General features: G+C 61.2%; 29 protein-coding genes and 1 pseudogene. 28 read left to right on the forward strand and 2 right to left on the reverse strand.

Annotated elements, in window-relative coordinates; all coding sequences use genetic code 11:
• Positions 1–95 precede the first annotated feature (95 nt).
• The 10 genes and pseudogenes from ABIC51_RS33580 to ABIC51_RS33625 all read left to right on the forward strand — a co-directional run.
• Positions 96–680: pseudogene (locus ABIC51_RS33580) on the forward strand (DNA methyltransferase); the annotation flags it as partial.
• A 23-nt stretch (positions 681–703) separates the two neighbouring features.
• Complete coding sequence (locus ABIC51_RS33585) at positions 704–1,210, forward strand: hypothetical protein (RefSeq protein WP_354006828.1); 507 nt, start codon at positions 704–706, stop codon at positions 1,208–1,210.
• 49 nt (positions 1,211–1,259) lie between these two features.
• Positions 1,260–1,427 (forward strand): hypothetical protein, encoded by a 168-nt coding sequence (locus ABIC51_RS33590; protein WP_196319591.1) that lies wholly within the window; start codon positions 1,260–1,262, stop codon positions 1,425–1,427.
• A 52-nt stretch (positions 1,428–1,479) separates the two neighbouring features.
• Positions 1,480–1,668 (forward strand): DUF6900 domain-containing protein, encoded by a 189-nt coding sequence (locus ABIC51_RS33595; RefSeq protein ID WP_354006829.1) that lies wholly within the window; start codon positions 1,480–1,482, stop codon positions 1,666–1,668.
• 706 nt (positions 1,669–2,374) lie between these two features.
• Positions 2,375–4,483: a ParB/RepB/Spo0J family partition protein gene (locus ABIC51_RS33600; RefSeq protein ID WP_354006830.1), complete on the forward strand. Its 2,109-nt coding sequence runs from the start codon at positions 2,375–2,377 to the stop codon at positions 4,481–4,483.
• Positions 4,484–5,120: 637 nt separating this feature from the next.
• Positions 5,121–5,411 (forward strand): hypothetical protein, encoded by a 291-nt coding sequence (locus tag ABIC51_RS33605; RefSeq protein WP_354006831.1) that lies wholly within the window; start codon positions 5,121–5,123, stop codon positions 5,409–5,411.
• Positions 5,412–5,425: 14 nt separating this feature from the next.
• A complete protein-coding gene (locus tag ABIC51_RS33610; RefSeq protein ID WP_354006832.1) occupies positions 5,426–5,692 on the forward strand; it encodes a hypothetical protein in 267 nt (88 codons plus the stop codon).
• A 60-nt stretch (positions 5,693–5,752) separates the two neighbouring features.
• Positions 5,753–6,034 carry a hypothetical protein gene (locus ABIC51_RS33615; protein WP_354006833.1) on the forward strand — a complete coding sequence of 94 codons (282 nt, stop codon included), beginning with the start codon at positions 5,753–5,755 and terminating at the stop codon, positions 6,032–6,034.
• A 46-nt stretch (positions 6,035–6,080) separates the two neighbouring features.
• Positions 6,081–6,302, forward strand: coding sequence for a DUF3717 domain-containing protein (locus tag ABIC51_RS33620; RefSeq protein WP_354006834.1), 222 nt, complete (start codon positions 6,081–6,083; stop codon positions 6,300–6,302).
• Positions 6,303–6,359: 57 nt separating this feature from the next.
• Positions 6,360–6,503 (forward strand): hypothetical protein, encoded by a 144-nt coding sequence (locus ABIC51_RS33625; protein ID WP_354006835.1) that lies wholly within the window; start codon positions 6,360–6,362, stop codon positions 6,501–6,503.
• 165 nt (positions 6,504–6,668) lie between these two features.
• On the opposite strand, the gene ABIC51_RS33630 is transcribed toward ABIC51_RS33625, so the two are convergent.
• Complete coding sequence (locus ABIC51_RS33630; protein WP_354006836.1) at positions 6,669–6,980, reverse strand: hypothetical protein; 312 nt, start codon at positions 6,978–6,980, stop codon at positions 6,669–6,671.
• Between the two features lie 1,723 nt (positions 6,981–8,703).
• On the opposite strand from ABIC51_RS33630, the gene ABIC51_RS33635 reads away from it, so the two are divergent.
• From ABIC51_RS33635 to ABIC51_RS33655, 5 genes are all read left to right on the forward strand, one after another.
• Positions 8,704–9,120, forward strand: coding sequence for a hypothetical protein (locus ABIC51_RS33635; RefSeq protein ID WP_354006837.1), 417 nt, complete (start codon positions 8,704–8,706; stop codon positions 9,118–9,120).
• Positions 9,113–11,167, forward strand: a complete 2,055-nt coding sequence (locus ABIC51_RS33640; RefSeq protein WP_354006838.1) for a type IV secretion system DNA-binding domain-containing protein — start codon at positions 9,113–9,115, stop codon at positions 11,165–11,167. Before ABIC51_RS33635 ends, ABIC51_RS33640 begins: the two co-directional genes overlap by 8 nt.
• A gap of 6 nt (positions 11,168–11,173) precedes the next feature.
• Entirely contained in the window at positions 11,174–14,068 is a 2,895-nt protein-coding gene (gene mobF, locus ABIC51_RS33645) for a MobF family relaxase (protein ID WP_354006839.1), read from the forward strand.
• Between the two features lie 290 nt (positions 14,069–14,358).
• Positions 14,359–14,994, forward strand: coding sequence for a cupin domain-containing protein (locus tag ABIC51_RS33650; RefSeq protein ID WP_354006840.1), 636 nt, complete (start codon positions 14,359–14,361; stop codon positions 14,992–14,994).
• Between the two features lie 83 nt (positions 14,995–15,077).
• Positions 15,078–15,974, forward strand: a complete 897-nt coding sequence (locus ABIC51_RS33655) for a VUT family protein (RefSeq protein ID WP_318828369.1) — start codon at positions 15,078–15,080, stop codon at positions 15,972–15,974.
• Here ABIC51_RS33655 and ABIC51_RS33660 read toward each other — a convergent pair.
• Positions 15,971–16,579 (reverse strand): helix-turn-helix domain-containing protein, encoded by a 609-nt coding sequence (locus ABIC51_RS33660; RefSeq protein WP_060342996.1) that lies wholly within the window; start codon positions 16,577–16,579, stop codon positions 15,971–15,973. The genes ABIC51_RS33655 and ABIC51_RS33660 overlap by 4 nt on opposite strands.
• Positions 16,580–16,860: 281 nt before the next feature.
• On the opposite strand from ABIC51_RS33660, the gene ABIC51_RS33665 reads away from it, so the two are divergent.
• The 13 genes from ABIC51_RS33665 (at position 16,861) to traV (ending at position 25,802) form a co-directional block, all read left to right on the forward strand.
• The gene (locus ABIC51_RS33665; RefSeq protein WP_155643635.1) at positions 16,861–17,112 is read left to right on the forward strand and encodes a hypothetical protein; all 252 of its coding nucleotides are present in this window, start codon (positions 16,861–16,863) and stop codon (positions 17,110–17,112) included.
• A 354-nt stretch (positions 17,113–17,466) separates the two neighbouring features.
• A complete protein-coding gene (locus tag ABIC51_RS33670) occupies positions 17,467–18,327 on the forward strand; it encodes a lytic transglycosylase domain-containing protein (RefSeq protein WP_354006841.1) in 861 nt (286 codons plus the stop codon).
• Entirely contained in the window at positions 18,324–18,716 is a 393-nt protein-coding gene (locus tag ABIC51_RS33675) for a hypothetical protein (protein ID WP_354006842.1), read from the forward strand. The genes ABIC51_RS33670 and ABIC51_RS33675 overlap by 4 nt, the downstream gene beginning before the upstream one ends.
• Before the next feature lie 179 nt (positions 18,717–18,895).
• Complete coding sequence (locus ABIC51_RS33680) at positions 18,896–19,294, forward strand: hypothetical protein (protein ID WP_354006843.1); 399 nt, start codon at positions 18,896–18,898, stop codon at positions 19,292–19,294.
• A gap of 12 nt (positions 19,295–19,306) precedes the next feature.
• Positions 19,307–19,594 carry a type IV conjugative transfer system protein TraL gene (traL, locus tag ABIC51_RS33685; protein ID WP_060279604.1) on the forward strand — a complete coding sequence of 96 codons (288 nt, stop codon included), beginning with the start codon at positions 19,307–19,309 and terminating at the stop codon, positions 19,592–19,594.
• A 4-nt stretch (positions 19,595–19,598) separates the two neighbouring features.
• The gene (locus ABIC51_RS33690; protein ID WP_354006844.1) at positions 19,599–20,210 is read left to right on the forward strand and encodes a type IV conjugative transfer system protein TraE; all 612 of its coding nucleotides are present in this window, start codon (positions 19,599–19,601) and stop codon (positions 20,208–20,210) included.
• Positions 20,207–20,953: a type-F conjugative transfer system secretin TraK gene (locus tag ABIC51_RS33695; RefSeq protein WP_354006845.1), complete on the forward strand. Its 747-nt coding sequence runs from the start codon at positions 20,207–20,209 to the stop codon at positions 20,951–20,953. Before ABIC51_RS33690 ends, ABIC51_RS33695 begins: the two co-directional genes overlap by 4 nt.
• Positions 20,946–22,271, forward strand: a complete 1,326-nt coding sequence (locus ABIC51_RS33700) for a TraB/TrbI/VirB10 family type IV secretion system protein (protein ID WP_354006846.1) — start codon at positions 20,946–20,948, stop codon at positions 22,269–22,271. Before ABIC51_RS33695 ends, ABIC51_RS33700 begins: the two co-directional genes overlap by 8 nt.
• Positions 22,264–23,331 carry a hypothetical protein gene (locus ABIC51_RS33705; protein WP_354006847.1) on the forward strand — a complete coding sequence of 356 codons (1,068 nt, stop codon included), beginning with the start codon at positions 22,264–22,266 and terminating at the stop codon, positions 23,329–23,331. Before ABIC51_RS33700 ends, ABIC51_RS33705 begins: the two co-directional genes overlap by 8 nt.
• Positions 23,328–23,786, forward strand: coding sequence for an HNH endonuclease (locus ABIC51_RS33710; protein ID WP_354006848.1), 459 nt, complete (start codon positions 23,328–23,330; stop codon positions 23,784–23,786). The genes ABIC51_RS33705 and ABIC51_RS33710 overlap by 4 nt, the downstream gene beginning before the upstream one ends.
• Before the next feature lie 2 nt (positions 23,787–23,788).
• Positions 23,789–24,139: a hypothetical protein gene (locus ABIC51_RS33715; protein WP_354006849.1), complete on the forward strand. Its 351-nt coding sequence runs from the start codon at positions 23,789–23,791 to the stop codon at positions 24,137–24,139.
• Positions 24,136–25,140 carry a DsbC family protein gene (locus ABIC51_RS33720; protein WP_354006850.1) on the forward strand — a complete coding sequence of 335 codons (1,005 nt, stop codon included), beginning with the start codon at positions 24,136–24,138 and terminating at the stop codon, positions 25,138–25,140. The genes ABIC51_RS33715 and ABIC51_RS33720 overlap by 4 nt, the downstream gene beginning before the upstream one ends.
• 2 nt (positions 25,141–25,142) lie before the next feature.
• A complete protein-coding gene (gene traV, locus ABIC51_RS33725) occupies positions 25,143–25,802 on the forward strand; it encodes a type IV conjugative transfer system lipoprotein TraV (RefSeq protein WP_354006851.1) in 660 nt (219 codons plus the stop codon).
• The last annotated feature ends 10 nt before the right edge of the window (positions 25,803–25,812 follow it).

Below are 25,812 nucleotides of genomic sequence, written 5' to 3' on the forward strand. Positions count from 1 at the left end.
GCATGCTCCGGTAGGCTACAGGCGACGGAACGCCTGGTTTCCTCCTTGCCGTTTCCGGCAGTGAAACAACAAACTATGCGACCTCACGTCGCACCGTCACGGACCCGCCCTACCTCGTCAATTTCCGCGATCGGAGCGGGCGCTCGATCGCGAACGACGTTAATGGCGACTGGCTTGCGCCGGCGTTCGCCGAAATGTTCCGCGTGCTCAAGCGCGACGCGGTATGTATTTCGTTCTACGGCTGGAACAAGGTCGATCTGTTTTTCGACGCCTGGAAGGCCGCCGGCTTTCGCGTATGCGGCCACATCGTCTTTACCAAGAACTACGCGTCGAAAGCCGGCCTTGTGCGGTATCAGCACGAGTCCGCGTATGTGCTGGCCAAGGGCCGCCCCGCGGCCCCGGAAAACCCCATTTCCGACGTGATGCCGTTCCAGTACAGCGGCAACCGCCACCACCCGACCGAAAAACCAGTCTCCGCGCTGCGCACACTCATTTCCGCTTTTACGCAGCCCGGCGACGTCGTACTGGATCCGTTCGCTGGGTCGGGCTCGACGTGCGTCGCCGCCCGCGAACTGGGCCGTCGGTACATCGGCATCGAACTGGACGCCACCTACTACGCGGCCGCCAAGTCGCGCTTGTCGGCGCCCGTCGCCGGCGCCGCATTGGCCGCCGCCGCCTAAGACCCGAACGGAGGAAATTCACCATGCGACTGATCGTTTCAGCCTATTCCGGTCTTGAGCAGCTCGACCATCCCCGCACGAACGAGAACGGTGACCCCGTCGACGTGTTTTGTGTCCGCCTCGACGCCGCGGCGCGGTTCCCGCGCCGCGCCAGCGACCTGGACATGGCCTGCATCTATCGGTACCGGAATTCGTTCGAATTCGGCGCCGGCACCTACGTCATGCACGACATTTTCCGCGAGCGCCTGGCCGAGATCGCCAACTACCCGGCCATTTCCATCGGAGCCTCGCGGATCTGCCATACGAACGGCGCGATCGCGGAAGCGTCCGGCCCGTTCAAGGAACTGATCGATTTCTCGATCACGTCGGGAACGATCGGACCGCGGGCCTGCGCGAAGCTTGCCGACGATTTCAGCCGGCTCATTGGGGCCGTCGACGCCGAACACGATCACCTGTTCGCGGAGCTCTACCGAAATTGGTATTTCGCGTTCTGCCTGGCTGAACACAACGGCGCAGTGCAGCTTTCTTGACGACACGAGCGCCGGCCGCTCGCCGCGGCCGGCATACCTGGAGAACAGTATGCCCCGATATTTGATCGACGCGATCTTGTCCGCGATCGCAGCAAACGCCTTCGGCCCGGAGATCTCGTGTGTATGGGAATCCGACACGGAAATTGAAATCCTGCCGACGTCGCTGCGTTACGCGATGCTGGAAGCGTTCCAGGCCGGCCAGTGCGCGCGGCGATAAATGCACCCGCCGGCGCCGGCTTTGCCGGTGGCCGGCCATCCACGAGATAGCCATGACGAAAAACGAAATCGAAATGTTGCTTTTCGCGGTCGCACGCATCCATCTGCATATCGACACGCTCGAAACACGCCATAGCGACCGGCTGGACTTTCACGATTGCGCGGTCTGGTGCATCCGCGACGCGCTCGCGGCCGCATTCGATGCCGGCGTCGCGCACGGCCGCCGTAACGAGGCGAAGTGACACGCGGCCGCCGGCGACCGCCTGGCGCCGGCGGCAATTGCCGCGCGACCTGTTCCACGACTCGCCTGGCCCGGCGGGCCCGGGCGGCCGCTGGAACACGGTCGCCTGGTGCTGTACCACGCAACGTCCCACCCAGTCCTGGTGAGCCCACCCCGGCCGCATCGAGCGGCCGGCGCGGGCGGCGATCGCGCGCCCTGGCGCCTCGAGGCGACCTCACACCGTTCCTCTTCGCCAGCCGGCGCGCGGCACCTTGCCCGCCCGGCTACGCCAGGCACGCAAGCCGCCCGCGTCCGCGCGCCGAACACACGGGCTGTCCGCTCCTGGGGCTCGGCCGCCGCTGGCGTCCGGCCCCGGCGCTGGCCGTCCCGCCAGCCGCGCACGCACGCGTGCGCGGAGTTCGCGCTCGGGCCGCGCGAGCGGCCCCGCGCCGGCGACGTCCGGATCTCGGTAGCCGTCGCTGCGTTCCACCTCCAGCCGTCGGCGAATCGACTGCCATCGGGGCCGCCTCATCCCGACGCATAGCGCTGCGTCCCGTCGTTGCAAGGGTGCGCTACGCCGCGTGCTGCGCCCGGTCGGTGCGCCCCCTGCGGGTTCGCACCGCTGCGGCCTTGCCCGCGCCCCTGCAACGCCTCCCCGCGAGCGCTTCCCATGCGTCGAGGCGGCTCCCAATGGCAGCAATTTTTCACCCCGACGCAATGGAGGCTATATGAACGCAGTGACCACCGAAATCCCGGCCCTCGCCCACAACGCGGGCGTTCCCCCCGCACCCCCCGAGGCTCACCGCCAGGCAGACGAATTCCGTCTGATTCCACTGAAACGTCTGGTCGATTCGCCTTACAACATCCGGCGCAAAGAGCCGTCCGGCATCGAAGCGCTCGCAAACAACATCAGGCACACCGGCGGGCTGCTGCAAAACCTTGTCGTCCACGCGATGAAGGTCGGCCCCAAGAAGGCGCAGACGTATGGTGTCGCCGCCGGAAAGCGCCGCCGTCGCGCACTGAACCTGCTGGTCGAGCAAGGTCATTTCCCGCTGGATTACGAGGTCCAATGCCGCGTCATCCCGATCACGGACGCTGTGCTGATGAGCGTGGCCGAAAACGGCATGCGGGAGCCTGACCATCCGGCCGACGCATGCGACGCCTATCGTGTGCTTGTCGACGCGGGCCGTACCGTGGGCGAGGTCGCGGAAATCTACGGCATCAGCGAGCAGACCGTGCAGCGTCGGCTGAAGCTTGCCCGCGTCTCCCCCAAGCTGGTCGAGTTGTTCCGCGACGACCAGATCGGCGCGGATCAAATGATGGCTCTCGCCCTCTCCGATAGTCACGACGAGCAGGAGCGGGCGTGGTTCGACGCGCAGCCGCATGACCGTCACGCTTCGGCGATTCGTCGCAAACTGGTCGCGGGCGAGCGCGACTTCCAAAACAGCCGCGTCGCGCTCTATGTCGGCATCGACGCATTCGAGGCCGCTGGAGGTGTCGTGCGTCGCGATCTGTTCTCGGACACCGGCACTGCATGGTATTCCGATCAGACGTTGATGGAGCGCGTCGCCGTGGAGCAGCTTGGCACCATTGCCGCCGAGGTGCTCAATGAGGGGTGGGATTGGGTCGAACCGGTGATCACTATCGACTACAACGTTCGTACCCGCTTCGCGAAGATCGCGCCTACGGCTGTCCCGCCGACCGACGAGCAACAACAGGAGATGGATGCGATCGACGCGCGCGTTGCCGCCATCAGCGAGCAGCAGGCCGAAGCCGACACCGACGAAGAAACCTACGAGCGTCTGTGTGACGAAGAGACTGCCCTGTCGGAACGCTATGCCGTCATCGAAGAATCGCTGTCCGTCTACACCCCCGAGCAGATGGCCGGTGCTGGCGTGATCGTGACCATCGAACAAGGCGGCATCCTCTCAGTACTGCGCGGCTGGGTCAAGAAGCCCGACGCGACCAGCGCAGTGGCCAACCATTCCGCCGATGACCCGGGCGACGACTCGGACGACTCCGGCGACGGCGCGACGGCGCGCAGTCCCGCGTCAGCGCCCGCACCGACGGAAAAAGGCCCGCATTCCGGTGCGCTTACGCAGCGACTGAACGCGCGGCGGACCGCCGCCATCGCCATGGCGCTTGCGCGCCAGCCGCACGTCGCCCTCGCCGCGCTTGTCCATCGCTTCCTCGTCTCCGAGTACGCGGCGGGTTCCGCGACCAGCGCCGTCTCCATTCAGTGGCACGACAAGACCGGTACCGTCGAGCGCGGCGCGTCCGAACTCGCCGACGATCTCGCCTATCGCCTCCATGGCGAGCAACGGTCAGCGTGGGCCGGGATCATTCCCGATGACAGCGCGGCACTGTTCGACTGGTGCGTCGAGCAGACCGACGAGCGGCTCATGCTCATTCTCGCGCAGTACGTCGCTGCCAGCCTCGACAGCGTCACCATTGACGAGCAGCCGCACGCGATCAACGGACTGATTCCTGCGCTCGGCCTGAACATGGCCGACGAGTGGAAGCCGACACGTGCGAGCTACTTCGATCACGTGTCGAAGGCACGTATTGCCGACGTGGTGGCTGCCGCCGTTTCTCCCGCAGAGGGTATGCGCCTCGCCAAGCTCAAGAAGGCCGATGCCGCCGCCGAAGCCGAACGCCTCACAGCCGGGACCGGTTGGCTTCCCGAGCATCTGGCGCACGCGGAAGTCCGCACGGACACCCTCTGGCAGTTGCGCCGGGGGCAGGACGAAAACCCTGAGCAAGATCCGGATGACGACGACCAGTCCGACGCAGCCGACGCCGCTCCTGTCGAGCAGACCGAGCAAGCCGAGGCGTGATTGATGCAGGAGTCCCGCGCGATGCCCCTGCGGCGGGACTCCTGTATACGCTCACCATTCTTCCCGTAAAGACTCACCGTCCCTGTCGCCTTCCCCTGAGCGCTCCCCTTCCAACGCTTGGGCGTCTCCCTCCGCTTCGCTCCGGGCCGGGCTTTCGCGCTGCGCGTCGAGCCTCGCTGCGCGAGTCTCGCCCCTGACGGGCTTCAATCCCTGACGTCTTCGCGCCGTCCCGGCGCTGCGCGCTCCGCTTGCTCGCGGGTTACGCGCCCGCTGCGCGCGGGCGAACTGCAGGTACAGCGGCCGGCATAGCCGGCCGAGAGGACGCGGGGCAGATGCGCCCCGCGCCGTGTGGGTGGTTCGGCCGGGGAAAACGTGTGGTTGCGCTCCATCCTTTTGCGCCGGGTTAAGCGCGTGGATCTGCCATTGGGTGCCGCCCCTTTTCGACGCATAGCGCACGCCGGCCAGGGTGCAAGGGTAAAGGCTTCGCCCGCGTTCTCCACCCGTTCGGTGCTCGCCTTCGGCTGCGCTCCGCATGCGGCTTCCGCCCGCGCCCTTGCACCCTGGCCGGCGTGCGCTAAACCCGCGTCGAGGCGGCTCCCAATGGCAGATCCACAACCCGACACAAAAGGATGAAATCGTGAGCGCAACCACCCCCGACCAAACCACCCACACACGCGCGGGCGTTCCCCCCGCACCCCCCGAGGCTCACCGCCTGGCAGGCATCCGTCAAACCTCAAATCGGTTGCGTGCGACGGCCGCGCACTGGTTCGGTTGCCCCGCTGACGCCTCGATTCGTGTCCTGCATCGCTGGATTCGTCCTGACGACGACGCGCGCGCGGTGCGGCTCGAAACCGTGGTCGACGGCACGGCCAAGCGCATCACCCTTTTTCGCCAACCGTCCGGCGCATGGGCGCCGGTTTGGCAATGACCGGAGAACCAGACATGACCACTCAAGCTGACGAAACGGTACTTGACGGCATCACGGAAGGATTTTTTGCGATCGCACGTCCGGAAGGTGCTGCACCGTATGTCGCGGTTCATCACGGCGACGACGGCGAACTCGCGTTCACGCTTCCCACGATCAACTGGACCGCGTGGCAAATCAATGTCGCGATCAACGTCTACGAACGCGCGTACGCGCGCGGCGAGCGCTTCGGTGCTGCCCGCGCCCAACGTGGCATTCGGGAAGCGCTCGGCATTTTCCACTAACTCGCGATAGGCGCGCCGATACGGGCGCGCTCCCCATTCTTCAATTGACGGAGTACCACCATGCGCGGCCTTGATATTCGTGTTTCGTTTGCCCTTGCCCGGATTGCCGCAATCACCGATCCGGAAAAATTCGACATGATCGAGGTTCAGATCGACACCGAAACTCTTGGGCGCAACGATTATTGGAATGGCCGTCGCGAGCTGCCGACGATGTTCGCAGACGAACCGTTTCTCCGGGAGGCATGGGAGCAGGGGCAAAGCGACTCGGCGATGTGCGACGAATTCGAAAACTGCTCGCTCTGCATTGCTGCGCGGGGCGACCCCTGCCCGATTCACGGGTGAATTCACTTCGTCGCCGGAACCCGGCGGCTCACATGGAGAATGTGCGATGAACACGACGACCACGTTGCGCATCGAGCAACTCGAACGCGCGATCAATATCTGGCGTGCGCGGCAACCGGCCGCAGATGGCGATCCGATCCTGTGCCGCGAAGCGCGGATTCTGGCCGAGCCGTACGCGCTGATGATTTTCAAGCACGAATCGCAGATCGACGCCGCGCAACTCTCGACGGCGCAGCGTGCCGCTTTCGACGGCGCGTTTTCGCAATAACGCGTCATCGACGCAACCCGCGTCCGTTATAGCGGGACTTCACGAAGGAGATTTGAGATGCACGCACAGTGGGCGATCACCTACAAGACGGAGACTGGATTCGACGTCGAGATCATCGACGCAGGCAGTTACGAAGAGGCTTGCACCCGTGCACGCTTGCGCTTCGGGTCGAACGTTATCGAGGTCGAGCGCGTGGCCTGAACGCAGGACGGGCACCGTGTGCGCGACGACGCGTGGATTTTCGCGCGGCGTCGCGAGCACCCGCCAGCCCGCGACCAATGCTTTGTCCAGTTTGCGCACAGCGCAAACAAATCGGGGCAATCCTGCTCAGCGCATACCGCGCGCTTCGCCGGATTGCCCCAACGATCACACCGACGCGCCTTCCGCCACCGCAGCAGCTGGTGCCGCCGGCGGGTCTTTGGCCTCCGGGAACGTCTCACCGGAAACCGCGAGCGCCGCTTTCACCGCATCCAGTCGCACCTTCCACTGTTCCGCCGGAATGACGTCTAGCCCTTCCGCACGCAGCAGCTCGAGCACATCTTTCTGATTACGCTCGCGATCCTTCCGCGCCCTCTCGCGTTGCTGCTCTTGCAACCGCTTCAGCTTTGCCGCAGTTCTTTCGATCTCGTCTTCGATCGATCGCGTCTTGCGCACGGTCTTTCCCAATTCTGCCGACATGGTCTTCAGTTCTCCATCGTGGCCCTCCCCCTTGCGATGGAGTTTAACGGAAACCGCCCCCTTCTACCCCGGCTCCGTTTTCCACTTATTCCAATCGTCTCCGCGTAGCGCAGCACTCGGCGCCGTCGCGCCGGGCGTCCGGGTCGCGTTCCGCAACACGTCACCGCGATATTCCTGCAGCTGCCGCGCATGCCGGCGTCGGCCCACCGCCGCGGTCACCGCCACGCGCGGGACGCCCAACCTGAGCGCAATGCACGCGTTGCGCTGTACTGGCCAGGCGGCCGCCACCGGCGCGCACGCCGGATCCTCCAGCCGCTCTCGCTTCGCGTCCTCGCGTTTCCGTCGCAGCCGCCGCGCGAGCCGGCGCCCGCGAATCTTCGCGGCCACCGGCTCGCGCGGCCAGTCCATCCAGAACGCAATGCCCGCATTGCGCTAACCACGCACGGCGGCCGCCACCGGCGCGCCCGCCGTACCGGCCACCCCTTCGCCGTATCCTCTCCCTTCGCAAATTTTCTGCAGCGGCCGCGCGACCCGCCACCCTCGAACTGTCGCGGCTAACGGCTCGCGCGGGACGGCTCTCGAGGGCGCAATGCATGCATTGCGCATGCTCACGCCCGCCGGCCGCCACCGTCGCGTCCGGCGTGACTGCCACACCCTTCGACTTACCACCGTTCTCGCGATTCTCCCGCCGTCGTGGTTTGTCCGTTCCCTCACAGCTTTTCACTTCCCTCGCTGCTTCTCGGCCTTTCCCTCAACACCAACTGTCCGTTTCCGAAAATCCACGCACGGGGGCAGGTTACCCACATTTCCACCGGCCCCCGCGCTTCATCCGTTAACCACAACACACACCGTTGTGGATAACGGCGCGCGGCCGACGCTCTTGCGATGCGCAGACATCGCGGCGTCGGTACGGACCCGTGGATATGTGGATAACCTGCGTGGCATAACCACCGCCCGCGCTCCGAATGTCTCCCTGTCCACGCCCTGCCTTCGGTCAACCTCGCTTTTCCGTTTTTTCCCTGTGCTGGACGGATCGACGCTCGCCTACCTTTTCTGCTTTTCTCGTCTGTATCTCGTGCGTTCGAAATTCTGCAAATCGCGTCTGTGCCTCAACCAGGCGAACGCCTCAACGGAGACGAAATCCTCGCTTTTGCTGGCTGCGATGCTGATCGCGACGCCTGCTGAAAAAACGGTTCCGTCCGGACGTGGCCGGTCTTCACCATCCAGATACCGTCCGTCCGGGGGGCGACCCGTGGGGCAAGCCCCACCCCCCGGCCAGACGGTCACACACCACGCAACTTCGTTGCAGGTGTGTAGAGCCTTGCTGCGCAAGGCTCTACGGTGGCAGACACCGAAACGTATTCGCGCCGACACCGAACGTCGAGTCGTATCGCTACGCGCCTTGCTGCGTATGGCCGGAACGTGGCAGCCAAACGTCGCATGACCGGGAACATTCCGTCAGACCGCTTGCGAAAAGACGCCAAAAAGACGTGCGCGTCATAAACATCGGAATCCAAAATGGCAGACACCGAAACGTAAAAAACACGATAAGCAATTGAATTGAGAGCGGAATTTTGAATGAATATCGGTTCGAATATTGAACAGCAAACGGCAGACACCGAAACCCGATTTCGTCCGCTATAATGGTGTAACTATTTGATTAGCTGGCCTCTTTAGAAGGCCGGTCGGGGAAAAATGGGGTGATGTGTCTGCTGAGGCGCACATGCCACGTTCCAGTCATGCCAGCAAAGGCAAATCTGATCGTATTACCCTTCGTTTCGACAAGCCAACCAACGACTTCTATCGCAGAAAGGCGAACGAGGCCGGAATCCCGGTAGCCGAGTTTTGTCGGCAAATCCTCGTTCGAGGCATCGTCAGCGAGAACGTCGAACAGATCGAAAAACGGCTCAACGCACTGTTGGCCACCATCCCGAATTCCGCGCAAACGTCGAACGGTGGGCCGCCACCAACAGGCGGAAGTTTTGCAGCTGAACTGCCCCTCGATCTGGTTCGAGCGGTTTTTTTCTGTCGCGAAGTCTTGACGACGATCGTCAGCGACAGAAACATCCAATTCGTACATCAGGCGCAAGATCGGGCCGAGGCTGCCACCAACAAAGCGCTGGGAGGTGACCATGGCTGATCAACGCTCGCCCAGCGGCATCGCCACTTTCTCACGTGGCACAGCGCTCTGGTGGCAGCAGGCCAAGCTGCTCACCAGTGCGATCGTCGCCGTCGTGATCGGCGCGATTCTCGTCGGCGCCATTGCCGGCGCGCTCTACGTCTACTTCGTCACTTCTGCCGAATCGCGCTATCTCGCCGTCAAACACGTCGAGGCCGAAATCCTCACCGTTGTGCCGATGGCCAACCCGAACGTTTCGTTCCATCTTGGCAACGACGATACCGAGTTGCCGCCGGCGGCTGCGCTCTCTTTTACCCAGGATGCTGCTGACGAGTTTTTCGTCTACGTGCGCAATGCGGTGCTTTACGCCGTTCTCACTGCCATCGCCGTGATGTTTCTCTCCGTCTTGTTCTGGATGGAGTACGGTCGCGGAAAACTCACCGATAAGCAGGTTCGTGGGGCAAAGCTCGTGAAGGCGAAGGAACTCGTGAAGGAGCTAGAAAGCCGGGACGACGCCAGCCCGTATCGCATCGCTGGGGTGCCCATGCGGAAAAAGGCTGAAGTGCTCGGCACGCTCTTTTCCGGTGCGCAGGGCAGCGGTAAGTCTCAGCAGTTTTTTGCCCTGATGGACCAGGTGCGTGCCCGAAAAAAGCGCGCGATCGTCTATGACCCGTCAGGCGAATTCACGGCAGCGTATTACCGCGAAGGCAAGGACATCATCCTGAATCCGCTCGATGCCCGTAGCCCCAACTGGAATGTCTGGCGCGAAATCCAGAGCGAGATTCACTACGAGGGCCTCGCCGAGGGGCTCATCCCGATTCCGCCGAACGTCCCCGATCCGTTCTTCGCCATCGCCGGGCGAATGGTTTTCAAGGGCGCTGTCCGCGCGCTCGGAGACGACAACAAGCGAACCAATGCCGCACTGTACAAGGCCATTGCCCATAGCAATCTCGAGGAATTGCATGCCATCCTCGCGAACGAGTCTGCCGCGACTTACGTTGATCCGGTCACCGAGCGCACGGGCATGAGCCTCAAGATGACCGTGCAGAACCAGCTTGATTGCTTTCGCTTCCTGCATGACGAAGGCGAGCCATTTTCGATCCGCGAATGGATCCAGAATGAAGATGAAGACGACGATTCCTGGTTGTTCATCACAGTCAACGAGGAGCAGAAAACTGCTCTACTTCCGCTGGTCAGCCTTTGGTGTGATGTCGCTATCCGCGCGTTGCTGACCCTCAAGCCGATTCATCGTGAGCGCCTCTGGGTTTTCTACGACGAACTCCCGACCCTCCAGAAGCTCGAGATCATGAAGCTTGCCACTACGAACATCCGGAAGTACGGGGGGTGCTTAGTTATAGGCATCCAGGACTACTCCCTACTCTTTCAGATTTACGGCGAGCATCTGGCGCGCACGATCATCTCTGGATGTCAGACCAAACTCCTGTTGCGCGTTACTGATGGCGATGCGGCCAAGGCATTGGCCAATGCGATCGGGCAGGCCGACCTGGATGAAAAGGAGGAAAGCCTGAATCTCGGTATTGATGAGCGCCGTGACGGAATGAGTGTTTTTGCGCGCCGTAACCTCCGTGACCTGGTCCTCTCCTCCGAGATCCTGCACCTGCCCGACATGGAGGGCTATCTCGTCACGCCGAGCGACTATCCGGTCGCGCGTGTCAAGTACGACTACGTCCCGCATCCGGAAATTGTGACGCCGTTCATCCCTCGCCAAACGTACGATTTGTGGCTTCCTGCAAGCGTTGCAGCAGAACGCCAGGGAGCGCAGACGCAACACACAGCCGTACTGCCTTCTCCGCCGGATTCCACTGCGGCCGTTGCAACCGCCGCATCCCCGTCACCCGCGCCAACCGACGCGACTGCTACGGGTTCGCCTACCGCGCGATCGGTGACTGCAGCAGGTTCGGCCCCGAACGCTTCGGATCTGGTTGTGCTGGCGACGGGCGAAGTCGTGGACGGAGCAACCGGCGAGGTTCAAGGCGAGTCTGCTCCTCGAGCACCGGATGCCGGCGGTCGTCCTGGTCAATCCGGTCTCGGTGACCTGTTGGGGTGACGCGCCATGATGAGCATGCACAATGTCGGCAGCGCCGGCCAGGCGCTCCACTATTTCTCGAAAGACAACTACTACACCACCGATCAGGGGCTTGAGCATTCCGCCTGGTTCGGCAAGGGTGCCGCGGTTCTCGGTCTGAATGGGCAGGTCGATCGTGGTCAATTCTTCAAATTGCTGTCCGGCCAGGTTGCCGATCAGCAGTTGGGTCGCGTCGTGCTGGACGAAAATGGCGACCCCGAGGTCGTGCACCGGCCCGGCATCGATTTGACCTTTTCGGCGCCGAAGAGCGTCAGTATCGCTGCGGAAGTTTTCGCGGATCGTGACGTTCGCCTCGCGCACGAGGAAGCCGTCAAGGAGGCGCTCGAGTACGTCGAGGCGTATGCGGCCCAGGCACGTAAAACCGTCGATGGCGAGACTCTCGCCGAGCCGACCGGTAACGTCGTTGCAGCCCTCTTTCGCCACAATACGAGCCGGGATCTCGACCCGGATACCCATACGCACGCGCTGGTCATGAACGCCACCCAGCGCTCAGACGGGGAATGGCGATCGCTGACCAATGACGAGCTCTACCTGCAGCAGAAGGTGATCGGTGCTGTCTATACTTCCTCGCTCGCACGCGGGCTGCAGAAGCGCGGCTACGCCATTACTGCGCCCGACAAGAACGGAAACTTCGAGCTGGTCGGCATCACCCGAGAGCAGATCGAGCACTTTAGCCAGCGTTCAGCCGCCCGCGATCGATGGCTGCGTGCCAACGGGATCGATCCGGCGAACGCCACGGCCGCGGAGAAGGAGCGCGCCGTGCTGGCCACCCGCGAACGCAAGGTTGGTGTCGACCACGATGCGCTGTCGGCGCAATGGCGCGAGCGCGCGCAGGCGGTCGATCTCGACTATGGTGCAATTCAGCAGAAAGCGCGCGAGGCGCGAGAAGCGGGAACGGATGCTCGCGTCGTCAAGCTGTCCGGCCTCGAGGCGCTGCGATTCGCCGCTGCTCACCTTGGCGAGCGCGAGATCGTACTGAACCAATACGATCTGGTGCAGACAGCGCTCGAACACGCGGTCGGACGAACGTCACCCAACCAGATCCTCGACGCATACAAAAAGCTGGTCGACCAGGGCAAGATCGTCGATCTCCCGGACGGCAACATCACGACCGAAAAGATGCTCAACACGGAACGGTGGACGGTCGAAAACGCGCTCGCCCAGCGTGGCGCGACGCCGGCGATCGCGTCGGCCGAACTGGTCAGGTCACGGATCGACCAGGCCATTGCCACGGCGCGTGTCGAGCGAGATGATCCGACCTTCGACTACACGACGGGCCAACGAGCCGCGATCGAACATGCGCTGACCACGAAGGATCGAATTGTCGCGGTTCAGGGGCTTGCCGGCGTCGGAAAAACCACGATGGTCAAGGGAACTGTCCAGGTTGCGGACGAGCAGGGATGGGTTGTTCGTGGGATGGCCGCGACCGGCCAGGCCGCGAAGCAGCTCGAAAACGACTCCGGTATCCAGGCCGATACCTTGGCGATGTTCGAGATTCAAGAGCAGCGTCGCCAGGACGATCTGAAGCTTCTGCGCGAGTACGTGCCGGATCTCGCGCGAGAGCGCGAGCTTTGGCTCGTCGACGAATCGTCTTTTCTGGCCCAGCGGCAAATGGCACGCCTATTCAAGATGGCGGAGCGCGCCGACGCCAAGGTCATTCTCCTTGGCGACCGGCTCCAGCTGCAGGGCATCGAGGCCGGGAAGCCGTTCGAGATCCTGCAGGACGAGGGGCTGGCTACGGCCCAGATGACCCAGATCCAGCGCCAGAAGAATCCCGAGCTGCAGCAGGCGGTCGCCATTGCGGTGGGCACTGCGGATCTCGCGCCGGGCGAGCAACTCGCGGAACTGAACCTCGAGCGCAACGCCCGCGCCTTCAATTTCCTCGCGCAAACTGGCCGCGTGATTGAACATGGCGATCCGAACGAGTTGATCGATCTTCTTGCGCAACGGTACGTCGAACGGGGGCCGCAGCGAAATGAAACGATCATCATTACGCCGTTCAATGACGACCGCGTCGACATCAACAGTGCGGTTCGGGCCAAATTGCAGGACCGTGGCGAGCTCGACGTCAACGACTCGTCGCATACGATCTTCACGTCCGTGGGAGACATGACCCGTGCCAAGCAAAAGGAGGCGCAGTACTACACCAAGGACATGACGGTACGCTTTGGTCGGGACTATCAAAAGATCCTCGCCTCCCGCAGCGAATACATGAGAGTTGAGAGCACCCGCCCCGACGAAGGTATCGTCGTCCTTCGCAAGGCAGACGGCTCCCTCCTGGAGTGGGAGCCGAAGAAGTACAACAGGGTGGAGGTGTACGAGTCCGAAACGCGGGCCATCGCGGCCCGGGACGTCATTCGCTTCACCCGCGGTGACGAGCTCGTCAAGAACGGCCACGAGGCGACTGTCGTTTCTGTCCAGGAGAACCGAGCGGTTTTTCGGCTCGCGGACGGCAAAGAAATTCCTTGGGATCTCGACGCGCAGCGCCACTGGGATCACGCCTATGCAGCCACGGTTCACGCTGGCCAGGGGGCGACCCGAGAGCAGGCCATTCTGCACATCCCGTCGCACAAAATGGAGCGTGATCCGGACGACGCCCGGCGCCAGTCGGACGTCGCGATGACGGTACAGAGGATCTTCGGCGATCGCAGTTTCTACGTTGGCCTCACGCGGGCCGTCGACGACCTGCAGGTCTTCACCACCGACGCTGACAAGGCGCGCGCAGCCATTTCGCGCCATCAGGACAAGACCAGCGCAGTCGAAACGTTGCGTGAGCACGAGATGGCCGAGCAGGCGAACAATCAGCCGCAGCGGCAGCGCCGTCAGCAGGCCGCGCAGCAGATGCAGATCGAGCCGGATTGAGGTCGCGGCGCAACAACCCGTACCCCCACATTTCCGCTGGCCGGCGGCGCAGGAAATATGTCGACTCGTCGCTGCCAGGTAATCGAATTGCGGTTATTAAAAAGAAAGGCCTTCGTTGGTGTATCGAAGGACTTGTTAGATAGTGGGCGTCGCGGCTGACGTTAGAATACTATTCAGTAAAGAATTTCAAATCGATGTCGATATCATCGTTTAGGATCACCAGTTGCACTATCCGTCCATGCATCTGAGATCTCGCGATGTTGTATAAATTTCAACTAACCCTACATCGTATGTCAACGAAAAATAACAAGCATGTTTGTAGAGGGCCAGGTGCGGTGATTGCACGAGTCACTGCCGTTTCAATTTTTGCAATACTTGAACTGATATTTGCTGGGAGCGTTATGGCGAAGGACAACAGTATTAGGCATGAAGAGCCCAAGGAATTCTGGATAGAGAAGCTCGGTCTTGAGGCACACCCAGAGGGTGGGTATTTTAGATATGCGTTCGGCTCGGATGTTGTCAGGAAGACGGCCAGTGGTGCTGAACGGAGAGACTATAGTGGGATTTATTTCATGGTGACCCATGATAGTCCATCGCACTTTCATCAGATGAAGTCTGATGAGATATGGTACTACCACTCAGGCGCCCCATTAACTATGCATGTCATCGACGAGGCTGGAAAGTATCGAACGGCCCGTCTAGGCCCCAACCTCGAACGCGGAGAGGTACTCTCTATCGTCATGCGTGGCGGGTGGATTTTCGGGGCATCCGTTGAGTCTGGTGATTATACTTTGGTTAGTTGTGCAGTTGTTCCAGGCTTTGATGATGCCGATTATAGGATCCTTACTCAGTCAGAGTTGTTGGGGAAGTACCCGGAATATCGAGATGTCATATTGAAGATGGCATACCAGAGTCTCCCGAGGTGAGTGAGGTGCTTAATGTGTGCCGGTAATTTTGCGGTTCTAATGTTGGCTTTTCGGATCGACCTTGGGCAGGGGCAGTTATGGTAATGGTGAACAATATCCCGACATGCCAAGTAGAGGCGATCATACCGAAGGATGGCGAAAAACGACTTTCGGTTGCGAGGGTGCGCGTAAATGACACTGGCGTATCGATGAAACTCCCCGTAGGGGAACTTCTAGAAGCCGGTTGGATTGAAAAATTCTCGGTCAATGATGTTGCATTGCTCGCCACCGTAAATGCCAACGACGTGCATATCAAGAACATCACGGAACGGATGCCGCATTTTCCGTACGGCATAATTTACCTCACCGCGCTGTTCAGTGTAATGCTGGTGACAACCAACTTGATTGGGGATAGCATCACCACCTTCACGCTGCCATTTCTTCAGGGATACACTTTTCTGTTTCCAACGGCCCTCGTTGTTTTCCCGTTAACATATTGCTTCGGTGCTTGCATAACGGAGACTTATGGCTTCGTCGTAAGCCGGCGCGTAATCTGGGGGGCGTTTTTGGTTAACATTCCCGTTGTTATGATCATCTTGTCTCTGGAGAAAGCGGGGTGGCTGGGTGGTAGTGTCCTCGGGGTTTCGCATCAAATGATGAGGGCGTTGGGCGCATCCGCCGTTGGCTACTTTGCCGGAGAGTTGTCCAATTCTCTGGTCGTGTCTCGACTGAAAATATTGCTAAAAGGCCGGGCGCTAATTTTCCGTTTTATTGCCGCGAATATCGTTGGGGCGGTTGTCGATAGCGTTTTATTTGGAACGCTTTTATTCTATGGGAACGTGCCGCATGCAGTGCTTTTCAAGATTTTGGTTGCGCAGATAACCATAAAAATACTGTACGAAATGGCGTTCTCACTCTTGTTCTCTAGAATTGTTGTCTGGATTAAATCCCGTGACGGCGTTGATCACTACGACTATAAGGTGAATTTCATAAATGGCTAGCGCCCAACTATAATTTCGAGAACCTTTCCGATAATCGCTCTCTCGTCTATCGAGAAGACTCGGCGCTTTTTGGTTGATTCGATGTCGTATCCGGTCAGAGATCCGTCATTTGTAATTTTGACGAAGATGTATGTCTGTTTGTCTATCTCTATAAGAGCTAAATCACCCGAATCAATTGATTCATATTCGCCGATGACAAGGATGGCGTTTGGTGGCAGCAGTTCAGTTCTGCTTTTAGGTGCGAGCGCAATCGCAAAGCGACTTGAGCTTGTATTCGACACCTTAATCCAGAGCTGGCCATGGTGAGGCGCGACGCTTGCTTTGCGAGCGTCGCGCAGACTAGGCTGCTCATATACCGGCACGAGTCCTCGGCTCTCCTCGCCGAAGAGAGCCGACATCGGAACGTCAAAGAACCTAGCAATTGCGGAGATCGTGCTCAGTCTCGGATCTGTTGTCTCACCGGACAAAAGGCGGCTGAGTGTCCCTCGGTCGAGATCGATCGCCCGTGACAATTCCGCGTCGTTGACTCCAGCCACATGCTGCAAGTGCTTGACTGTTGCCACAAACGTGGCCGCTAAGCTTGCAAGTTCGTCCTTTTTCTTCACGCGCGTTATCAGACCCTAATTCTTGTTCGCCAAATATGTTGAAAATTTTCAACATCCTGTTACAGTTGGTAACGCCACTTGCTGGTCGAGTGATCGGCGCTGGTCAAGGTGTGGAGAAGATTCCAAGTCTCCAAAGGGATCTTGCAAAATGTGTTGTTTTGCAATGCAAGACATGATGTAATGCCGTGCACCAAGACTAACTTTGATAGAAATTGAATCGAACCATCCGAATCGGTAGCTATCGCTTTACTATCCTCCAGTTGAGCACATTGGAGGGTGGGTTGAGCAAGATTACTGAGGCGGAATTTCGGGATGCCGCGAAGAACAACGCTATCAAGCACGCGTCCGTATTGCGCACGGACAAGGGCTATCTCTTCGTCGTCGAACTGTCTTGGAAAGAGGGTCTGCACACACTGTATACGTTCCGCAACGAGCCGAGGACGTGGGCAAGCCTGGATCGAATGATGAAGTACTTCGAGAAGCACGAGTTGAACGTAAGTGTCATCACCTTGCAGTGGAATCCGAAAAGTTGATCGGGAAGTAATCGGTAGATCGAGATAGAGCCAGTCGGCAGCAGTCCCACAGATTCTGAGCTGTTCTGGCCACTGCGTTGGTCGTGCGAAAGCGTAGTGAATGCTAAGCATCGCCCACGTATGACTGATTGTTTTGTACGCGATCTTGGCCAACTGACCGTCGTGGGTTCTGAAGTTGACCGGAAAACGTGTCGGACGCTGGACTTGCCCTCACGTCGTGAATTCGGAAAATATCCGAACTTTCATGTCTTTGGTACAAAGGTGTAGTTGATTAAGACGGACATACAGGGTGCGCCAACACCCTATATGTCCTGACCACAAGCAAATAGCTGGGAAAGCTGAGAGAGACCACTCGTGGCTACAGATATTGTACGTCAATCCTACGGGCTTGACGCGTTTGATATGCCCCTGTTTTTCACGGCGCCGCTCGGTTACCTCGCGCGTCGTGATACGCCATGTGCGAACTGGGCATGCCCACACTTTTCGCGGTCAATTACCGCGCAGAGCGGGATGTTAGCCGGCGCGCGCCCGGTCTCTCGTTTCCGTTCGGAAGCAAATTCCGATACTTCGTCGTCCCCTTTCTGGTGTGAGCTCCCCTCGCTCGCATCCCGCCTGCCTCTTCAATCTCTCAGTGCCTCGACGGCAGGCGGTCTCGTAACGCATCTGGTCTACCAGATACGTTACGCTTTTTATTTCGTGCGTCAAAGCACACCGCGCGCGTTGCGCATTTTCGCCGTAGCGGTAGTAGCCACGATCGCCCTGCTCGCGGCTTCGCCCGCAGCCGCAGACATTTGCAAGGGCAACATTTTCAATGAGGCGGCGGCTCTCTATCATCTCGATCCCGACCTCCTGCGTGCCATTACCTGGGTCGAATCGCATGGCATACCAAGCGCCGTCGGGCCTCGTTTGCCCGACGGTCACCGAGCGTGGGGCGCCGCGCAGATCAATGACGTTCATCTTCCTGAGCTCGTGAGCTACGGGGTCACCCAGCGCGACCTGCTGAATCCCTGCGTGAATCTGAAACTCAGCGCGTGGGTGCTCGCGAACTGCATTCAGGCGAAGGGCGCGACCTGGGCCGCGGTTGGTTGCTACAACACTGGGCCTGGATCCACGAATACCGCGGCGCAGGCGCGCTACGTCCGACTGGTACAGCGTGCCTATGCTGGCTACCGCGCGCAATCGGCGAGCCGCACAACCGAAGGAGGCTCGCGATGATGCGCCTTGTCCCTCTTCTTCTGGTCGTCGCTGGCGCGTTTGCGCAATCCGGCTTCGCGTCTGCCCACCTTCCGAACTACGACATCACGCAGATCGGCGAGCCCGGCTCCGGCCGCTATGTGTTCTGCTCGGCCGACACATGCCCTGAACCGACGATCAAGCACCTGGCAACGCCGGTGCCGGTTGCTCCAGACAATTTCCCGCTTCCTGTTTCCTCGGCCGACGAAAACCGGCCAACTCGCGCGTCTTTCATTCGGATCGTCAAGCGTCACGTGCCCCATCGCACCCATACCCGACAAATTCGCCGTGCCGCAAAGGTGCCGAAGCAAGGGCTCTGCACGACGGCCGCCCCGGACGCGTCGGCCTCTAAGCACCTAGCGGACCGGTAGTCCGCGCAGCTGACCGATTTCATCACTCGACCAAGGAGAAAGTTCAGTAATAAGGAATCCGTAAGAAATGCTTTGATTGTTTGCTTAACCACTCTCCCCTGAATGGTGCCCGTGCCGCCCATTTCGGTACGGGCACAACTCCTAGCCGGCGAGCCGGCTGCTTACCACGCGAGGACTAGATGACCGCCGCTATTTTCAACCAGCTCGAGATGCTCGAATTCCGAGCCGCGAGCGCCCTCCTTGACATCGAGGATCGTGTCAAGGAGTTGCTGAAGAACCCCGAGGTACGCGACACGCTCAACTTGATCGCTGCCGTGGGGCTTGCAGCCGCCTGCATGATGATCGCCCGCTACGCTTTCGGATCGGACGGCGCCGAGTTTGCCCAGGGCTCGACCACTGTTGAAGGGTGGGCACGGGGCAATCCCGGCAAGATCGCCGCGCTTTCCGGTGTGTTGTGGGGAAGCGTGCGCGCCATGTTCGCCAAGGACTACGGTGCATTCGTCATTCCGTCTGGAATCGGCATCGCTGTCGGCGTGATCATCGGCGTCATCGAAGCCAGCTACACCGCGCTTATTTAACCGGGGGCGGCGATGTCGGATGATCTCAATCACTACGTGCCCAGTCGCCTTGACGATCCGGAGAAGTTTCTATTTTTCCGAAAAGACGTCGCAGCAATCGGGCTTGGGGGCACGGTTGTTGGTGTGGCAACCAACCACACTCTGCTGGGCCTGCTCGTAGGCATTGCGATAGCAGCCGGCTGGCAGAAATTCAGCTCGGGCCAGCATCCCGGCATGTCGGCACACCTCATGTACTGGGTGCTGGGGCTGCCGGTGCCAAAGAAGCTGCCGTCGTCCGACATTCGCGAACTGAACGGGTGAAGCGATGACGCCCGGCAAAGCCAACCAATCTCGCGACGCGCTGCAGGCCGAAAACCGACTCCTCAAGAAGTTCTTGTTGGGGAACGGCGCGACCACTGTCGTCCTTGCGTTCACCTGCGCATGGCTGGTGGTTACGCAGCGCGTCGTCATCATGCCGCCTGCTGTTCGCGGCACCTACGTGATCGGCGCGCGGTACGCGAATGACCAGTATCTCGCCGACCAAGCGACGTATGTCCTGTCGCTCGCCAAGAGCGTCACGCCGAGCACCGTCGACAACAACGTGCGGATTCTGCTTTCCATGGTCGACGACGATCGGCGCGCGGCGCTCAAAACCGAGTGGGACGCCGATGCGCTGCAGATCAAGCACGACGGCCTCACGAACGTCTTCGAACCGATCGGTGTCGGCGAGGTGGACTTCCGCAACAAGGCCGTCAAGGTCACCGGCACATTCACCACCTACATCTCCGGAAAGCGCACGAGCTCCGAGCAGAAGACCTTCGAGGTCTATTTTGGAATCACCCTCTTCGGCCGTTTGGTCTTGCTCGATATCCGAGAAGCCACCCGCGGCAAACAAGGCGTCGAACCGCTGGCTCCCACGGAGACCCCCGCATCATGAAACTTTCCATTGATCGACGGTGGTCGACATCGCACACAAACGTGACGTTCCGTCTCGTGGTCGGTGCTGCGATGTTCGTGGCCGCCGCCAGCGCGCACGCGATTCAGGTGGTCAAGGGCGCGGATCGCCAGGCGCAACAGGTCTCCGTCTCCGCGGCCGAGTACAACGTCCTGTCCATGTCCGGAGGACGGAGCTTCTCGAAGATCGTACCGGTGGTGCCGGGCTCGGTCTCCTGGACGCAAGACGGCGGCAAGCTCTGGCTCATGCCGGCGAATCCCACAGCGCTGAACGAGTCGATCACGGTGTTCGTGATCGATGACGCCGGCACGACATACCGCCTCATGCTCGTCCCTGGCCCGCGCCCGGCAGAGGATATCCGCATCGAACCGCCTGCCGCACGTTCGACCCAGGCGCTCCATGCGTCGGCTTTTCAACGACGCGTGAAACTCATGATGCTGGCGATGGCAGGCGGCCAGGGCGCACCGCAACTGTCGTACACGTCGGTAGAAACAGTGGTGCCGCTCTGGAAAGAAGCCTTGCTAACGCTCGTCCGTCAGTACAGCGATAGTGAATTCGTGGGCGAAACCTACACGCTGTCGAACACCTCGCACCGAGACATGGCCATCGACGAGCGCGAACTGTACGCGCCGGGTGTGCTGGCCATCGCGATCGAGAACGCGAATCTTCCGGCCGGCGCCAGCACGATCGTCTACGTCGTTCGCCAGCGAGGCGACCATGAGTGACGTTAACCAAGCAACCAAGCGCCGCCAGCGGATCTTGACGTTGGTCGGATTCGGCGTGCTTGCCAGCCTCGTCGCGGTTGGCGCGTACTTTACTCAGGGAGGGCAATCCACGCGCCAGTTCACGACCAAGGTCCCGTTCACAAGCCTGGGTGACCAGAACGATCGCAACACTTGGCGTGCGCACTCCGAGGCCCAACTTGCCGAGCTTACGCGCCAGGTCGCGAGTACAAACACGCGCGCTGACGATGCGGTTTCGCAGATCAAAGCCTTGGCGAAGGATCAGGACGAGCTCGGCAAGCGAATTGAGGCCATGAAGAATGCGCCTGCGAGTGCGCCCGCGGCGGCGTCGGCACCGGCGACCGACCGCGCCCTGCTGGACAAGCCGATCCCGCTCAACGGGGCATCGGCCAAGGCCGGCGCGATTCTGAACCCGCCATTCGGAAAATCGGGGAAGCCGGGTGCTGGTGATCCTGCCGCCGCGCCTCCGAAGCTCGACATCATTCAGTTCAATGCACCGGGCGGCAATTCGGTCGATTGCGTCGACCCGCGCTTTTCGACGTTGCCCCCGGAGGACGCGATTCGTGCACGGCGGGACTGCCTGAAGGGCAATGGCAAGAAGAAAGTGAACTTCATCCCAGCGACGTCGTTCGTGCGTGTCGCCATGTTGAATGGTGTTGACGCGCCGACCAGCGGCGAAGCTCAGCACGATCCCCTCCCGGTGTTCCTTGAGCTGCTGGATGTGGCCAACCTTCCGAACAGCCGCAAGCTCAACATCAAAGGGTGTCGGATCTTGACGCAGGCGTATGGGGATGTGGCCAGCGAGCGAGCCCATATGCGCGGCGAAACCCTCGTCTGCATTCTCAAGAACGGTCGAACGATTGAGGCGACGATCAAGGGAAACGTCATGGGTGAGGACGGCAAAGAAGGCGTCAGAGGGCGTCTGGTATCCAAGGCTGGGTCGGCGCTGGCTATGTCGACATTCGCCGGGATCTCTTCTGGTATTGGCCAGGCATTCAGTCAGTCGGCGAACACCGTTAGCTCCACCGCCTTCGGCGCCACTTCCATTGTCAACCCGAGCCAGGTTGGACGCTCAGCAATCGGCGGCGGCATCGCCGGTGGCGCTGATTCTCTTAAGCAGTTCTACATTCGTGCAGCCGAGAAGCTTTTCCCCGTGGTTGAGACGGACGGTGGTCGCGTGGTCGAGTTCGCAGTGACGAAAGGCGCCGATTTCGACGGCGACCCTTCAGAGATCAGCAACATCAACGACGGGATCGACAACGATCTTCGCGCAACAGATGGAGGCTATTCCGATGACTAATCAGATCGAGAGTGTGACGCATCAAGCGTTCGAGGCTGCGATGCAGCGGTTTTCGGACGAAGCAGGCCACGAGGTCTCGTTTGCGCAGGATGCTGAGGGAGGCTATTTGCAACCGGAGATGCGCCGAGCGCTGACCGGTTGGCTTGGTGCGGCCTCACTCATCGCGGATCAGCTGAGCGGATTTTCTGACTTCGCTGTTGTTCAATTTCGTGGCGACCCTGCGTTTCAATCGGGGTTCCTGCAGTTTCTCGGGAAAGCCGCCGACCTGCTGGCTCTCTCCAGCGGTCAAACGGGTTCGTCGCGCGTTCCCAACGTGACGGAACCGAATGCGCCGACCGGTGCCGCCGCGTTCGACGATGCAGCCCTCGACGGATTCAACCGCGTGTTGAAGGCAAAGATGGCTGCGGGTCGAGCCAAGGGGCGTACCGGTTGGTGGGGCGCACCGGTGGAAGAACTGTCGGTGATGCTCCGGGCACACGTCGACAAAGGTGACCCCCTTGATATCGCCCTCCTCGCGATGATGCACTGGTACAAGCATGCGCCCGTAGCGCCCGCGCCGGCGCGTCCCGCAGAGATCTTCACCACCGGCGAGCTCACGAAAATCTCGAGCAGTCCCGTCATCGGCGGTCAACTCGACATCCGGACATCTGCTGGTCCTATCGGCATCACCGGCCTTCCGAACGAGCTCGCCCGAGACTGCAAGCCCTTCCTGTGGGAACAGGTCGAGATCGTGATCCGCGCCGCGAACGTTGCATCTGGCGACCCGGGCACCGTGGGATCGGTGCCGGCCTCAGCCGCCTCGCTCGAATGGCTTGCTGCGAGCCGCGCGGCATTCCAGGTCGGAGTGGACGTGGACACGGTATTGGCGTGGGTGGCCGCCGGCGAGATCGAGTATCGCAACGAGGACGGCTCCATCATGGTCCGATGCTCGTCGCTGCTGGCCCGGTCGCATCGCCACCGCATCGGCCAAAACGCAACCGGCGCTTCGGCGGGCGATGCCACGGGACGCGTTGCCGGTGTGCGGGGCGCGGTGAGGGCTGTCTCGGAGCACGAGGCATGAGCCGGCTGACGAAAGAGCAGCGCGCCCGGCTTCGCCAGAAGTACGACGGACGTTGCGCGTACTGCGCAACGCAACTACCCGATCGCTGGCACGGCGACCATGTCGACCCTGTTGTGCGCGCGGTCGAGACGAAGCTTGACTCGGACGGTCACTGGCGGCTCGTGAGTGGCCCGCCTAAGCATCCCGAGCGTCACGTCGAGTCGAACTACATGCCGTCGTGCCCGCCTTGCAACATCAGCAAGGGCGCGATGGATCTCGAGCAATGGAGGCAATGGCTGGCCGGGCACGTGGCCTCCCTCAATGCCTACCACCCGATTTATCGCCTGGCGAAGGTCTACGGGCTGATCCAGGAGACCGGTGCGCCCGTTGTCTTCTATTTCGAGCGCTACCCCGATAGCGATGCCGTCGTATGTGATGAATCACATCGTCGCCAAGCAGCGACGACGGAGGATTGACCATGCCGCGCTCCAGAAATATGCCAACCGCCGCCGACGTGCTTGCCGTCATGCGCCCGCGCGTCACCTATGCAGCGTACGCGCTGGCGAGCGAGTTCTCCCTGACCGCCGTACGAATCCGGCCGCTGCTCAAGGAGATGGTCGCGCGCGGCACCCTCTCGCTCGTGACCGTTCCCCACTCCCGTGGCTACAACGTCTGCGTAGCCGGCAGCGAGCCGCACCCTGCGGCGTCCGAGAAGTATGTCGGTAAGCCGGCCACGCCGCGACGGTATTTCGTGATGACGGGCGACTTGAATGCGTACGCAGCGGACATCAAACGCCGTGCGGACCTTTGCATGATGGTGCGGCGATGAGCAAGACCAGCAAGATCGGCTGGCGTGATCAGACATCGTCACGTCTTCCTATCAATCTCGGGCGCTACCTCCGTTGGCGGCACCCCGTCCTCAACATGCCCCAAGCTCCAATGAAACAAGTTCGATTTACCTTCGCACTTCTGGTCACTACCTGTCTCGCGTGGGGTTGCGCTGCGGAGCACAGTGCCGCTGTCGCTGCATCGCCTATCGCGACCAGCGACGTCCCGGCCGTAGCGCCCGCCGAACTGGCTACGACCGGCACTCGGGTGGCGCCGAACGTCGATCCTGGTGTCGCGGCACTCAAGGCATCGCTGCATGCGCGGTACCCGTCGACCCAGTTTCGCGAGGTTGCCGCCACCCCCTCGACGGGCATCTACGAAGTCGTGATGGGTAACAAGGTCGCTTACACCGACATCACCGGCCGCTACTTCCTGTTCGGCCACCTGTTCGACATGGTGACGCAACAGGATCTCACGGTGCCGCTCGAGCAGGCGCTGCAAAAGGTTCGGTTCCCCGCCGATCGGCTGCAGGACGCATTCGTCGAGGTTCACGGCACCGGTCAGCGCAAGCTCGCGATTTTCGACGATCCCGATTGCCCGTACTGCCTCGTCTTGGAGGATGACCTGTCCAAGCTCAAGAACGTGACCATCTACCGGTTCCTGTATCCACTCGAGTCGAGTCACCCGCGCGCGCGGGCACATTCCATCGCGATCTGGTGCGCGGAGGACCGCCTCGCCACGTGGCACGCATGGATGCCCCTCGCGCTGTCACGGTGGATGCGTGACCAAGGTCTGTCGCTGGTGGGTGGCGCCGCCAAGACCGCCGCCCCGCCCCGGGTCGAGCCGAAGCTCGTCTCGTGCGCCAATCCTATCGACAAGAACGAAGCACTGGCCGCGAGCTTGGGCATTGCCGGCACCCCCGCACTGGTGAGCGAGGACGGGCGTGTGATGCCGGGAGCGGCGAGCGCTGAGGCTATCGACCAATGGCTCGGAGCAAAGTGATCATGAAAAACAATGCCATGCTCGCGACGTTTAGCGCTGTCCTCGGCCTGACCGGCTGCAGCTTCAGCGGATACGACGCGAGTTCGAACTTTGCCTGCAAAGCACCTGAAGGAGTGCTCTGCAGCAGCATGTCTGGCATCTATGCCAACGCCATGGCGCACAACCTGCCCGACCAACGCGTCCACACCGCCGCCGGCGCGACGACGAGCATCGCACTCGGCGCCTATGCGGCCGAGCCGGTCGCGGCATCGAACGCTACGCGCGGCACGAATACCCTGCCCGCCATCGGCGCCGCCGGCATTCTCCCCAAGGCGCTCGACAGCGGCGCTCCCGTTCACACGGCTTCGAGAGAGATGCGGATCTGGTTCGCCCCGTGGCAGGACGCCGACTCCGATCTGCACGATCAGGAATACGTCTATCTGATCGTCGATCCCGGCCACTGGTCGATCGCCCACAACCAGGAGCGTATCCAGGCCGCGTTCCGGCCCGTGCTGCCGCCGACGCCTGCACCGGACGCCAGTGGCAAGCCTGCAGCCACTGCGTCCAGCACTGAGCCATCGTCGACCCAGATATCGAATGCCGACCGTGTCATGCAGGGCATTCTCACGCCCGCAGGTGCAATCGATCGCGCGGGCGCGTTGCCGGCCGGGACCGATCACTGATCCAGGAGCC

It is taken from the genome of Burkholderia sp. 572 (genome assembly GCF_040545135.1).
Lineage (GTDB): Bacteria > Pseudomonadota > Gammaproteobacteria > Burkholderiales > Burkholderiaceae > Burkholderia > Burkholderia cepacia.

What these genes read in the sequence shown, in the direction of transcription:
- ABIC51_RS33715 (WP_354006849.1), top strand. Translation starts at nt 23,789, where the DNA reads ATGCCGCGCTCCAGAAATATGCCAACCGCCGCCGACGTGCTTGCCGTC.
- ABIC51_RS33705 (WP_354006847.1), top strand. Translation starts at nt 22,264, where the DNA reads ATGACTAATCAGATCGAGAGTGTGACGCATCAAGCGTTCGAGGCTGCG.
- ABIC51_RS33630 (WP_354006836.1), bottom strand. Translation starts at nt 6,980, where the DNA reads ATGTCGGCAGAATTGGGAAAGACCGTGCGCAAGACGCGATCGATCGAA.
- traV (WP_354006851.1), top strand. Translation starts at nt 25,143, where the DNA reads ATGAAAAACAATGCCATGCTCGCGACGTTTAGCGCTGTCCTCGGCCTG.
- ABIC51_RS33595 (WP_354006829.1), top strand. Translation starts at nt 1,480, where the DNA reads ATGACGAAAAACGAAATCGAAATGTTGCTTTTCGCGGTCGCACGCATC.
- ABIC51_RS33720 (WP_354006850.1), top strand. Translation starts at nt 24,136, where the DNA reads ATGAGCAAGACCAGCAAGATCGGCTGGCGTGATCAGACATCGTCACGT.
- ABIC51_RS33640 (WP_354006838.1), top strand. Translation starts at nt 9,113, where the DNA reads ATGGCTGATCAACGCTCGCCCAGCGGCATCGCCACTTTCTCACGTGGC.
- ABIC51_RS33650 (WP_354006840.1), top strand. Translation starts at nt 14,359, where the DNA reads ATGTCAACGAAAAATAACAAGCATGTTTGTAGAGGGCCAGGTGCGGTG.
- ABIC51_RS33620 (WP_354006834.1), top strand. Translation starts at nt 6,081, where the DNA reads ATGAACACGACGACCACGTTGCGCATCGAGCAACTCGAACGCGCGATC.
- ABIC51_RS33610 (WP_354006832.1), top strand. Translation starts at nt 5,426, where the DNA reads ATGACCACTCAAGCTGACGAAACGGTACTTGACGGCATCACGGAAGGA.
- ABIC51_RS33700 (WP_354006846.1), top strand. Translation starts at nt 20,946, where the DNA reads ATGAGTGACGTTAACCAAGCAACCAAGCGCCGCCAGCGGATCTTGACG.
- traL (WP_060279604.1), top strand. Translation starts at nt 19,307, where the DNA reads ATGTCGGATGATCTCAATCACTACGTGCCCAGTCGCCTTGACGATCCG.
- ABIC51_RS33590 (WP_196319591.1), top strand. Translation starts at nt 1,260, where the DNA reads ATGCCCCGATATTTGATCGACGCGATCTTGTCCGCGATCGCAGCAAAC.
- ABIC51_RS33675 (WP_354006842.1), top strand. Translation starts at nt 18,324, where the DNA reads ATGATGCGCCTTGTCCCTCTTCTTCTGGTCGTCGCTGGCGCGTTTGCG.
- ABIC51_RS33680 (WP_354006843.1), top strand. Translation starts at nt 18,896, where the DNA reads ATGACCGCCGCTATTTTCAACCAGCTCGAGATGCTCGAATTCCGAGCC.
- ABIC51_RS33690 (WP_354006844.1), top strand. Translation starts at nt 19,599, where the DNA reads ATGACGCCCGGCAAAGCCAACCAATCTCGCGACGCGCTGCAGGCCGAA.
- ABIC51_RS33600 (WP_354006830.1), top strand. Translation starts at nt 2,375, where the DNA reads ATGAACGCAGTGACCACCGAAATCCCGGCCCTCGCCCACAACGCGGGC.
- ABIC51_RS33615 (WP_354006833.1), top strand. Translation starts at nt 5,753, where the DNA reads ATGCGCGGCCTTGATATTCGTGTTTCGTTTGCCCTTGCCCGGATTGCC.
- ABIC51_RS33710 (WP_354006848.1), top strand. Translation starts at nt 23,328, where the DNA reads ATGAGCCGGCTGACGAAAGAGCAGCGCGCCCGGCTTCGCCAGAAGTAC.
- ABIC51_RS33695 (WP_354006845.1), top strand. Translation starts at nt 20,207, where the DNA reads ATGAAACTTTCCATTGATCGACGGTGGTCGACATCGCACACAAACGTG.
- ABIC51_RS33625 (WP_354006835.1), top strand. Translation starts at nt 6,360, where the DNA reads ATGCACGCACAGTGGGCGATCACCTACAAGACGGAGACTGGATTCGAC.
- ABIC51_RS33655 (WP_318828369.1), top strand. Translation starts at nt 15,078, where the DNA reads ATGGTGAACAATATCCCGACATGCCAAGTAGAGGCGATCATACCGAAG.
- ABIC51_RS33635 (WP_354006837.1), top strand. Translation starts at nt 8,704, where the DNA reads ATGCCACGTTCCAGTCATGCCAGCAAAGGCAAATCTGATCGTATTACC.
- mobF (WP_354006839.1), top strand. Translation starts at nt 11,174, where the DNA reads ATGATGAGCATGCACAATGTCGGCAGCGCCGGCCAGGCGCTCCACTAT.
- ABIC51_RS33585 (WP_354006828.1), top strand. Translation starts at nt 704, where the DNA reads ATGCGACTGATCGTTTCAGCCTATTCCGGTCTTGAGCAGCTCGACCAT.